At 62.6% G+C, this 11502-nt stretch carries 8 protein-coding genes; 1 reads left to right on the forward strand and 7 read right to left on the reverse strand.

Going from position 1 to position 11502, the window contains the following annotated elements; genetic code table 11:
- Nucleotides 1–24 precede the first annotated feature (24 nt).
- From JMY29_RS12960 to JMY29_RS12975, 4 genes are all read right to left on the reverse strand, one after another.
- Nucleotides 25–1731 (reverse strand): ABC transporter ATP-binding protein, encoded by a 1707-nt coding sequence (locus tag JMY29_RS12960; RefSeq protein ID WP_189075180.1) that lies wholly within the window; start codon nucleotides 1729–1731, stop codon nucleotides 25–27.
- Nucleotides 1728–2744: an ABC transporter permease gene (locus JMY29_RS12965; RefSeq protein WP_189075181.1), complete on the reverse strand. Its 1017-nt coding sequence runs from the start codon at nucleotides 2742–2744 to the stop codon at nucleotides 1728–1730. The genes JMY29_RS12960 and JMY29_RS12965 overlap by 4 nt, the downstream gene beginning before the upstream one ends.
- 2 nt (nucleotides 2745–2746) lie before the next feature.
- Nucleotides 2747–3838 (reverse strand): ABC transporter permease, encoded by a 1092-nt coding sequence (locus tag JMY29_RS12970; RefSeq protein ID WP_018776455.1) that lies wholly within the window; start codon nucleotides 3836–3838, stop codon nucleotides 2747–2749.
- Between the two features lie 124 nt (nucleotides 3839–3962).
- Nucleotides 3963–5591, reverse strand: coding sequence for an ABC transporter substrate-binding protein (locus JMY29_RS12975; protein ID WP_189075182.1), 1629 nt, complete (start codon nucleotides 5589–5591; stop codon nucleotides 3963–3965).
- Nucleotides 5592–5837: 246 nt separating this feature from the next.
- Between JMY29_RS12975 and JMY29_RS12980 the strand changes: the two genes are divergently transcribed.
- Nucleotides 5838–6665: a caspase family protein gene (locus JMY29_RS12980; RefSeq protein WP_018776457.1), complete on the forward strand. Its 828-nt coding sequence runs from the start codon at nucleotides 5838–5840 to the stop codon at nucleotides 6663–6665.
- 40 nt (nucleotides 6666–6705) lie between these two features.
- Here JMY29_RS12980 and JMY29_RS12985 read toward each other — a convergent pair whose 3' ends face one another.
- From JMY29_RS12985 to JMY29_RS12995, 3 genes are all read right to left on the reverse strand, one after another.
- On the reverse strand, nucleotides 6706–8331 hold the full coding sequence (locus JMY29_RS12985) for a gluzincin family metallopeptidase (RefSeq protein ID WP_146230279.1): 1626 nt from the start codon (nucleotides 8329–8331) through the stop codon (nucleotides 6706–6708).
- A 93-nt stretch (nucleotides 8332–8424) separates the two neighbouring features.
- On the reverse strand, nucleotides 8425–9546 hold the full coding sequence (mnmA, locus tag JMY29_RS12990; protein WP_229778574.1) for a tRNA 2-thiouridine(34) synthase MnmA: 1122 nt from the start codon (nucleotides 9544–9546) through the stop codon (nucleotides 8425–8427).
- A 110-nt stretch (nucleotides 9547–9656) separates the two neighbouring features.
- Entirely contained in the window at nucleotides 9657–11495 is a 1839-nt protein-coding gene (locus JMY29_RS12995; RefSeq protein ID WP_189075183.1) for an FAD-dependent oxidoreductase, read from the reverse strand.
- Between the last annotated feature and the right edge of the window lie 7 nt (nucleotides 11496–11502).

Genomic DNA, 11502 nt, shown 5'->3' on the forward strand with positions numbered 1-11502 from the left:
CCTTTCTGCACTCGGCTCCGGGAGTCAGCCGCCCAGCAGTGCCCGGTGCGCTTCCCGCCGTCGTGCTTGTTCTTCGGGGTCCGGCACCGGCAAGGAGGCGATCAGACGCTTGGTGTACTCATGCTGCGGTGAGCCCATCACGTGGTTTCCGATCCCCTGCTCCACCAACTGTCCCTTGTAGAGGACGCCCACCCAGTGGGACAGCATGTCCACCACTGCGAGGTCGTGGCTGATGAAGAGGGCAGCAAATCCGAACTGTTCCTGGATGTCCTTGAACAGGTCCAGTACCTTGGCCTGCACCGACACATCCAGCGCGGACGTCGGTTCGTCGGCGATCAGCAGCCGGGGGTTCAGCGCCAGGGATCGTGCCAGGGAGGCGCGCTGGCGTTGTCCGCCGGAGAGCTCGTGCGGGTACCGCTGCGCGTAAGACGCCGGCAACTGGACTGACTCGAGCAACTCGCCGACCTTTTTCCGCGCCTCAGCCGCACCTGGCTTGGTGTGGATCATCAGCGGCTCGGCGACGCACTCACCGATGGTGAGGTGCGGGTTGAAAGACGCTGCAGGATCCTGGAATACAAAGCCGATCTCCTTGCGCAGCGGCCGGAAAGTCCGCTCCTTGAAGTCCAGCATTTCGTAACCCAGCACCTTCAGGCTGCCGCCCGTTGTCCGGTTCAGGCCGGCGATGGCCCGTCCGATGGTGGACTTGCCTGAACCCGACTCCCCTACCAGGCCAAAGACCTCGTTCTCCGAAACAGTGAAACTGACATTGTCCACCGCTTTGAACCCATGCCTGCCGAAACGGCCCGGGTATTCAATGGTGAGGTTCTTTGCCTCCACCAGGACTTTTCCATCCTGGTGAAGCCTGCTGCGGGCTCCTTCGGAGGCCGAATGGCGGCCCAGGTGAGGCACTGCGGCGAGGAGTTTGCGGGTGTACTCCTGGCGGGGCTCGGCGAAGAGGACCTTCGAGGGTGCCTCCTCCACCACATCGCCCTGGTACATGACGACCACCCTGTCTGCCAGGTCGGCCACGACGCCCATGTTGTGGGTAATGAGCACAATGGACGTCCCGTAGTTGTCCCGCAGATCCCGGAGCAGTTGAAGGATCTCGGCTTGTACGGTGACGTCGAGCGCGGTGGTGGGCTCATCAGCAACGATCAGCCCCGGATCCAAGGCGAGCGCGGCAGCGATGACCACGCGTTGCTTCTGTCCTCCGGAGAACTGGTGGGGGTAGTAGTTGACCCGGGTCTCGGGGTCGGGGATGCCCACTTTGCGCAGTGCCTCGGTGGCTCTCTGTTTCGCTTCCTTGGCGGAGATGCGCCTGCCGTCGGATGAATGTGCCCGGATGCCTTCGGCAATTTGCCACCCGACGGTGAAGACCGGGTTCAAGGCGGTGGAAGGTTCCTGGAACACCATCGCCACGTCGCGGCCACGGATCTTGCGCAGCGCGGACTTGCTGACGCTGATGACGTTGTTGCCGTTGATCAGAACTGCGCCCGAGCTGATGGCTGTTTCCGGAAGCAGGCCAAGAATGGTCTTGGCTGTCACGGTTTTTCCGGAACCGGACTCCCCCACGATCGCGACTACTTCGCCGGGGTTCACCTCCAGGCTGACGTTCTTGACTGCGTGGACGTCTCCGCCGTCGGTGGCAAAGGTGACTTGCAGCCGGTCAATGGTCAGTACTGGCTGGCCTGTGGGTGCCTGGTCCGAAACCTGGCCAAGGTTGGTGGTCATGGTTTTCCTGCCTCTGCCGGTGTGGACGGCGTTCTTGGTGCGGATGGCGTTCCTGGTGTGGAGGTGCCACCTCCGGCACGTTTGCGTCCCCGGATACGGGGGTCGTTGAGGTCGTTGATGCTCTCGCCCACGAGTGTGAGGCCCAGGACAGTGAGCACGATCGCGATGCCGGGGAAGACACCTGTCCACCAGATACCGGAGGAGGTGTCTGCCAGTGCCTTATTGAGGTCGAATCCCCATTCCGCCGCGGAGGTGGGTTCGATGCCGAAGCCCAGGAAGCCCAGGCCCGCCAACGTGAGGATCGCTTCGGAGGCGTTGAGGGTGAACATGAGCGGCAGGGTCCGGGTGGCGTTCTTGAAAATGTGGCGCCCGATGATGCGCATGCTGGAGGCGCCAAGGACCTTGGCCGACTCAACGAACGGTTCGGCCTTGAGCCTGATGGTTTCGGCGCGGATCACCCGGAAGTACTGCGGAACGAACACCACAGTGATGGAGAACGCGCAAGAGAAGATACCGCCCCAGAAGCTGGACTGGCCACGGCTGATGACGATGGAAATGACGATTGCCAGAAGCAGGGTGGGGAAGGCATAGATGGCGTCGGCCACCACAACCAGTATCCGGTCCAGCCACCCGCCGAAGTACCCGCTAAGCAGTCCAAGGGCGACGCCGAGGAACAGTGACATGGCAACGGAGACAATAATGACCGTTACAGCGGTCTGCGATCCCCAAACGACACGCGACAAGACGTCGTAGCCGCCAACAGTGGTTCCCAGCAGGTGCTTGCCGCCCGGCGCTTGCTGGGTGGGGAAGGAACCAGATGCATCGCTGAGCTGGGAGTAGCCGTATGGCGCCAGCAGCGGCGCGAAGATACTTGTGAGGATGAACAGCCCGCTGAGGACGACGCCCACAACGAGCATGCCGCGTTGGAGCCCGACGCTCTTTTTGAGATGTGAGATGACCGGGAGCCGGGAGAAAAGCGGCTGCCTGGGCGGGGTGAGTGTGGGGGTGCTCATGGTCAGTACCTCACTCGGGGGTCGATGAGCGCGGCAATGATGTCCACGATGAAGTTGGTGACGGCCACGATGATGGCCAGCAGGACGACGATGCCCTGTACCGCGACGAAGTCACGGGCATTCAAGTACTGGACGAGCTGGTATCCGAGGCCTTTCCATTCGAAGGTGGTCTCCGTCAGGATCGCACCGCCCAGCATGAGCGCTATTTGCAGGCCCATCACGGTAATGATCGGGATGAGGGCCGGCTTGTAGGCATGCTTGGTCACGAGCCGGAACTCGCTGACACCCCGTGAGCGTCCTGCCTCGATGTAGTCCTTGCCCAGGGTCCCGATCACGTTGGTGCGGACCAGCCGCAGGAAGACGCCGGCGGTGAGCAAACCAAGGGCGATTGCGGGAAGGATGGCGTGGGAGACGACGTCGCCCAGTGCCGTGAAGTTGCCGCTGCGGATGGCATCAAGCCAGTAGATGCCCGACGGCGCCGCGAGACTGCTCATGGTCAGTTCAGTCCGCGTTGACGCACGGCCGGCTACAGGGAGCCAACCGAGCCACACGGAGAAGGTCAGCTTAAGCAGCAGCCCTGAGAAGAACACCGGCGTTGCGTAGCAGAGGATTGCAAAGAACCGCAGGAAGGCATCCGGGGTCTTGTCCCGGTGCTGGGCAGCGATGAGGCCGAAGGGGATACCGACGGCGAGCGCGACGATCAGCGCGTTGATGGAAAGCTCGAGCGTTGCTGCGCCAAAAGTGAAGAGTACCTCGACGACCGGACGCCGGTCCGTGATGGTGGTGCCGAAGTTGCCGGTGAGGAGCTGGCCCAGGTACTCGAAGTACTGCACCAGGACCGGCCGGTCATAACCGGCGTCGTGGATCCGCTGGGCCAGGACATCGGGAGGAAGCCGGCCACCCTGTGCTGCCGTGATGGGGTCGCCGATGACCCTCATCAGGAAGAACACGAGGGTCACCAAAATGAAGACGGTGGGGATGATCAGGAAGAACCGGATCACGATGTACCTGCCGAGTCCACCCCCGCCCTTGGACTTGCTCCTGGGAGCAACTACCCCGGGCTCAGCCTCGGGTACTTCTATAACTGTTGTCATTGTTACCTGTATTTCCTGCCCGTGGATTGCGCGGGATTGGCTGATACGCGCCGGCCACGATGGTGGTCAGCAAGGGAGGCGGGACACTGGATCAGTGGCCCGCCTCCCCCATCACAGAGCGTTGTTACTTGGACACGGTTCCGAGACGGAACTTGAAGGAAGGATCCAGCGTCTTGTCGACGCCGTTCACGCCGCTTCCGACAACAGCCACCTGGGCGCCTTGAAGCAGCGGCAGGGTGGAGATGTCCTTGGCCAGCGCGTTCTGGACATCCTTGATGTCCGCCTCACGCTTGGTCTTGTCGGCCTCGGTGAGCTGCTTGGCAATGAGGTCGTTCACCGCGGGGTTGTTGTAGTGGTTCTTGAGGAATCCGCCGTCGGGGAAGAACGGGGTGAGGTAATTGTCGGCGTCGCTGAAGTCGGGGAACCACCCGAACTGGAACAGCGGGTACTCGTCGGCACGGCTTGCCTTGCTGTAGGTGACCCATTCAGTGGACTGGAGATTCACCGTGAACAGTCCGGACTTCTCCAGCTGCTCCTTGATCATGGCGTACTCGTCACCGGATGATCCGCCGTAGTGGTCCGGGTTGTACTGCAGGTTCAATGCCACCTTGTCAGTGATTCCAGCATCGGTAAGGACCTTCTTGGCCTTGTCCAGGCTGGGCTTGCCGGCATCGCCGTAGGCGTCCTTGAATGACTCGTTGGCGCCGAGGAATCCACTGGGGACGTTGGAGTACAGGGGCAGGTAGGTGCCCTTGTAGACCTGGTCGGCGATGGCCTGTCGGTCTACGAGGTTGGCCACGGCCTGGCGTACTGCCAAAGCCTTTGCGGGGTCTGCTCCGGTTGCCTTGGTTCCAAACGGCATGGTGTCAAAGTTGAAGGTGATGTAGCGGATCTCGCCACCCGGACCCGTCAGTACTTTGACCTTGGAGTCCTTGCGGAGATCGTCGATGTCCGTAGCGCTCAGGCTGCGGAAGGCGACGTCGATCGCTCCCTGCTGGATTTCCAGCTTCAGGTTGGTGGGGCTGGCGTAGTACTTGATGGTGGCTGCATCATTGGCCGGTTTCCCGAGGACGCCCTTGTAATCGGCAAAGGCTTTGAAGCTGACAAGTTCGTTCTTCTTGTAGCTGTCGATGGTGTACTGGCCGTAGAACGCGTTCGCCTTGATGATCTCGTCATCGGAGAGGATCTTGTCTGCCGGGAAGACCTCGTCATCGACGATCGGTGCGGCAGGGCTGCTGAGTATCTGGCTGAAAGTCTGATCGTTGGCGTTCTTGAGCTTGAAAACCACGGTGGTGGCATCGGGCGCGCTGACGCTGTCGATGTTCGTCAACAACGATGCCGGTCCGGCAGGATCATTGATGGCCACCTGGCGGTCGAAGGAGAACTTCACGTCCTTGGAGTCCAATGTGTGGCCGTTGGCCCACTTGAGCCCGGATTTGAGCTTGACGGTGTACTCGGAAGGGGCCGTGAAGGACGATGACTCGGCGAGGTCCGGTACGGGTTCCGCGCCACCCGGCTTGGAATTCAGGAGGAAGGAGTAGACCTGGTTCATCACCATGAATGAACCGTTGTCATAGGAACCCGCGGGGTCCAGTGATGTGACTTTGTCTGTTGTGCCGTAGGCGATGGGGCCTGCGGCCGCCGGAGCAGACGAGGAGCCGCCACCGGAGGGGCCCGTGCATGCCGTTAAGGCGAATGCGGAGATGCCCGCCAGCGCGATAGCGCCGTGCAGGGCCTTCTTGTTCAGTGCCATCTGGTGAACCTTCTGTTCGATGGATTCGATGCTCCGCCGTGGGATATTTGTGACGGAGCACACTCTTAGTGCCTCGATTCAACCAGACTTCGAAGCCCGCGAACCCCCGTTTTGGTGATTTGAGACACAAAATTTACTTTCCAGTAGCTTCCCCAGGCACTACGGGAGCATTGCCGGACAGGTGGGACAGGAATATGGTTTATCCCGGGTGCTCAACCGCTGGATCACACGTCGAAAGTCAGGCTCATGGAAAAGGCAGCCCTTTGTGTGGGGATCAACAAATTCAAGTACCTTCCGGAGTCCAGCTGGCTTCACGGCTGTGTCAACGATGCCGAGGATCTGGCCGGCCTGCTCGAGGAAAGCTACGGATTCCCGGCATCACAGGTCACCGTTCTGAGAGATGACAAAGCCACCAAAAAGATGGTCCTGGCCGAGGTCAACAAGCTGGTGGACGCGGCGGTCGAGGGCACGATCCAGCAGATCGTGTTCACCTTCTCCAGCCATGGCACGCAGATTCCGGATACCGGTGGCGACGAAGACGACAGCCTTGACGAGGCCTTTGCCTGCCACGACATCAACGATGCCGGTGACTCCTGGGACCCCGGAACGGTCATTTCAGACGACGAACTGGCTGCCGTGTTCGGCCGCCTTCCTGATGGCGTCCTGATGGATGTGCTGCTTGATACCTGCCACAGTGGTACCGGGCTGAAGTCGCTGGACCTGATTCCCGGCCGTCGCCCGCGCTTCCTGCCTGGACCAACGCCCCGGGCCGTCATGGCGAACGAGGACCTGGAGACCCGGACCCTGCGCGATATTGTCAAGACCGCCAAGTTGTCCACGCCGGTCCTCATGGCAGCCTGCAGATCCGACCAAACCGCAGCGGATGCCCTGATGGAAGGCCGGTACAACGGCGCGTTCACGTACAACCTCGTTAAATCCCTGCGCAGCGACGGAGGCTTGGGGCGGGCTGACCTCCTCAAAGAAGTGAGCAAGGGATTGAAGGCCGGCGGCTTCGACCAGGTGGCGCAGCTTGAGGCGTCGAGGGCTGCGCGCAAAGCGGCCTGGGGAGCTTGAGTTCAGTTCGCGCATCAGGTCCCCTACCGTTCCGGCCTGCCTAGTCCCCCGTGCCGTGGAATTTGTTGCGCACCCCGGATGAGGCCGCTTGCTCGGCTTCGTGGTGCTGGTCGGAACCGAACAGCTGGCCCTGCCGTTCCCTGTCCATGACGGGTTTGAGCGCGGCATAGACGAGGCGGCCACCGGCGTCGAACCTCAACAGTCCTCCTCCACGGACGTCAATGAAGTCCCGCCCGGTCTTCACCCCAAGGCGGACATAGGCTTCCCTCCGGCTCATCCGGACCGTCTGGATGAAGGATGCTCCGATCTCGGAAATGATGAACCCGTCCGGCGATACGCGTTCGGACGTCCGGACCCGGGTGGAACTCAGGGGTGTGCGCCGCTCGAGACGGGCGGCCTCCAGGAGCCGCGGGTTCTCCCACACGAAGCGCTGTACTTCCTGGGGGTCTGATCCCAGTGCCGAGAGGCGGATCGGGTAACGGAGCCCGCTGTAGTTCTCAACCCCGCTGATGTTGTTCAACGAAACCCGGCGGATGCCGATTGCGGAAAACTCGGTTTGGAGTGCTTCCCGGTATCCATGGACATCGTCAGGAACCATGTCGAGGTCGGCGGCTATGATTCCGCGCAGAAGATCGCGCCAGGAAACATCCACAGGCGGCATGTAGGACAGGCCCCGGATCACCATGCGAAGGATCCTGGTTGCCACAATCGAACCGGACTCGGCCTTTTGCTGGAGGCTGTGGAACCCGCCGTAGCGGGCATTCCTTTCGGACCACAAGCGCTGGACGGCCCGGAGCACCGCACCCACCACGACAGCACCCCGCGCGTGGGGTTCGGGGAGCAACTGCCAGCCCTCCGGCGCGGCACCGACGAACGGCTCGCGCAGTGGCCCACGGGCAAAGAGATCCCGGGCGAAGTCAAAGAGCGAGCGCATCAGCACTGCGTCATCAACGGTCTGCCCCGCTTCGAAACCTCCTGCCGCGGCTTCGAGCTGCCGGTACACAACTTCCTTGGAAGAGAACACGGAGAGGATGGCCACGATGTCGGCCAAAGCCTCGTGCATGGCCAGCTGTTCCATGGTGGCCATCTGGTCCGCCCAGGCCGGCCTGAACCCATCCAGGATCGCGTGTGTCACCTCATGGGCAACAATGTCGCGGTACAGGGCAGTCGGGACTTTGTATCCCATCCGGTCCACGGATCCGAAACGGATGATGTTGGTGCCCCGCTCGTACCCGGTGTCTGTTGCGGTGACCAGGTCACGGGCTTTGAGCACCACACGCCCTTCGGGGTTCCACGGCATGCGCCTGCCCAGGGTGGTTTCGAAGATTTCCAGCGTGCTCATCGCGACACCGTAGACGTGCTGGGCCAGGAAGCGGGTGTCGTCCAGGAGTTCGCGCAGGCCGGCCGGCGGTGGTTCGGAAATCAACCGCCAAGGGTCTCCCGGCTGCGTCAGGCTCACCGGGGATACGGTGGTCCCCCGCCACTTCCGGATATGGATGGCGTAGCGGTGGCCCGTGGGACCGCGCCGCAACCGTTCAACCGGTATGCGTACCTGTGCCGTCAGCGGCGCACCCCCGGCGGGGGCGATCGGCCCCTCAGCAAGGATGGTCAAGGAGACCATCTGCCCGGCTTTGATGTCTCCCGGGCTCTTCTTTGGAAATGCCACAGTCATCGCCGTCCCGAATGCGGACCCCAAACACCGCAGCGGAAACGCTGCTTAGCCCAGTATGGAGTCGGGGCATTCGGGAGGCAATGGCTCTTAGAGGGCTACCCGCTGAAGTGAGCGCGCGGCGTCGATGGTTGCCTGCCCCAGGACCCTGCTGCCTTGGTAGAGAACCACGGTCTGGCCGGGAGCCACGCCACGCAGGGGGTCGGTCAGGGTGACGACGAGCTGTGCCCGTTCCACGCCGGACCCGTCCTCGACGGCTTCCACGTGCGCGACTGCGGGGACGGGATCGCCGTGGGCACGGACCTGGGCGTGGCATTCGAAGCTGGCGCCGGTGGCGACCTCCGGGATGGGCAGGCCGGCCCAGGAGACCTTGATGCCGCGGATCTCGTCGATCGCCAGCAGGGCTTCGGGGCCCACGACTACCTTGTTTTCCTTGGGACGGATCTCGAGGACGAACCTGGGCTTGCCGTCAGCGGCCGGAGTGCCCAGCTTCAGCCCGCGGCGCTGCCCGACGGTGAAGGCGTTGGCGCCAGGGTGCTCGCCGACCTTGGCCCCGGTTTCATCAACGATGTCACCGGTGGTCATCTCGATCTTTTCGGCCAACCAGCCCCGGGTGTCGCCGTCGGAGATAAAGCAGATGTCGTGGCTGTCCGGCTTGTTGGCCACGGACAGGCCGCGCCGCTCAGCCTCGGCACGAACTTCTGCCTTGGAGGGCGTGTCCGCCAGCGGAAACATGGAGTGCTTCAGCTGCTCATGGGTCAGGACGCCCAGGACATAGCTCTGGTCCTTGGCCCAGTCGGCAGCACGGTGGAGTTCACGGTTGCCGTCCGCGTCTTCGATCACCTTGGCGTAGTGGCCGGTGCAAACAGCGTCGAAACCAAGGGCGATCGCCTTCTCCAGCAATGCCGCGAACTTGATGCGCTCGTTGCAGCGCATGCACGGGTTCGGCGTCCGTCCGGCGGCGTATTCGTCGATGAAGTCCTGGACGACATCTTCCTTGAAGCGCTCGGAGAAATCCCACACATAATAGGGAATTCCCAGGACGTCGCAGGCCCGCCACGCGTCACGGGAATCCTCAATGGTGCAGCAGCCCCGGCTGCCGGTGCGAAGGGTCCCCGGCATGCGGGACAACGCGAGGTGGACCCCCACGACGTCGTGCCCTGCCTCAACGGCTCGGGCGGCGGCCACGGCGGAGTCCACTCCGCCGCTCATTGCTGCAAGTACTCGCATGCTGGCTTTCTGGATCAAGGGATGTGGCGGCCTGTCCGGCTTTTGACGGCCGTGGACGCCCATCCATTCTAGCGTGCGATACCACGCCAGAGCTAAATCCTTGTGATTGACCCACCCTCGGATTCCGATCCTTCGGCTCTTTCGGCCAGCGTCGCCAGGTTCCGTCGCTGCGAAGGGGCAGCGCCGCCGTCGTCCTCGTAGATGGTGGCGTCAGCGAGATCGCGCCCTGCGATGTACCCGAAAGTCAGGGCCGGTCCGAGATTAATGCCTCCTGCGGGGTAATGGCCGCCCATGACTGAGGCCTGGTCATTACCCGCGACATAAAGGCCGCCGATGGGTTGGCCATGGGTGTCAAGGACGCGTGCCCGGGAATCTGCTGCGAGGCCGGCAAAGGTACCGAACGAACCGGGGACAATCCGGACAGCATAGAACGGACCCTTCTCCAAAGCACGCAGCGAAGGATTGGGCTTGTTTCCGGGATCGCCGCCATAGCGGTTGAATTCACTGCTGCCACGTTGGAAATCGGGATCAATGCCCTTGCGGGCGTTGTCATTGAATGCCGCGACGGTCTCTGCCAGTCCTTGCGGATCGATGCCGCATGCCGCAGCCAGCTCCTCGAGTGTGTTGCCTTTCTTCAGGTAACCGGAGCGCAGGTAGGGAAAGAGCGGCACGGGAAGGGGCTTGGCCATCCCCAACGGGAACCTTCGCACGAACGCTGCATCAGCGATCTGCCACGCTTCGACCGGTTCACCTTCAGGAGTGGTGTTGAACATGCCCTGGACGTAGTCGTAGTAGCCCTGGGCCTCGTTGACGAATCGTTTGCCGTCCCGTCGGACGCCGATGCTGCCCGGTTTTGCCCGGTCCATGATGTGCGGGAACGTTCCGGTGCGTCCATTAAGGTATGGGACCAGGGAGACAGGACACCAGGCGGCCGGCGACTCAACGTCGGTCTCAAACCGGGCACCCACTGCCTGTGCCATGGAAATGCCGTCGCCGGTGGTTTCTTTTGGCGCCAGTGTCCAGTGCTCCCGGCCCATGGGCGTCTTCGGGAACAATGTCTTGCGGCGGGCGACGTCATTGGGGAAGCCTCCGGCCGCCAGGACGACGCCACGGGAGGCGTTGATCTGCAGTTCCCCTTGGGGAGAATCGACGACGGCGCCCGCCACCTTTCCCGAGGCGTCCGTCACCAGCCGTTTGGCCGGCGTGGAGACGCGGATCTCCACACCAAGGTCATCAGCGGACTTCAGCAGCCTGCCTGTGAGCGCGGTTCCGTTGACCAACTGCATGTTCCGCCGGTGTGTAACGAGATCGAGCAGATGGAAGGCAACCCGCCAGCCGGCGTGGAAGATGCCTTTGACGTTGCCTCGGGAGGCGGAGAGGAATTTGCGCAGATCCGGACCCGCCATGATGCCCATTCCAAGGAATGAGGTTTCGTAGAGCTGGTGGCGCATCATCGCGCGGAGCCCGGGCCTGATGTTGCGTGCGTTGAACGGCTTGGGCCCGACGGAACGGTGCCCGGTGCCCGCTCCTGGCGTGTCGCCGTAGATGTCTTTGATCTCGGTACCGGGTACGAACTGCAGGCTTGTCTTGTCCTGGAAGAACCCCACCATGTGCGGCACGGCTTCCAGGAAAGCCTCCACCCTGTCCTCTTGGTAGTGGTTTCCGAGCCGGTGGCGCAGGTAGGTGCGGAACTGTTCGCGGTCCTCCACCACGCCATCTGATTTTGCCAAGGGATTGCCGGGGGTCCAGGCCCAACCGCCGGACCAGGAGGTAGCGCCGCCACAGACGTCGGCCTTTTCAACAACCACCACCTTCAGCCCGTGATAGGCGGCGGTCACAGCTGCGGACAGGCCACCCGCGCCGGAGCCGATGACCAGGACGTCGCAGTCCACGGCGGGCAGGGCAGGGGAAGAATCCAGGGGTGTATTCATGTTCAGT

The organism is Paenarthrobacter nicotinovorans (assembly GCF_021919345.1).
Lineage (GTDB): Bacteria > Actinomycetota > Actinomycetes > Actinomycetales > Micrococcaceae > Arthrobacter > Arthrobacter nicotinovorans.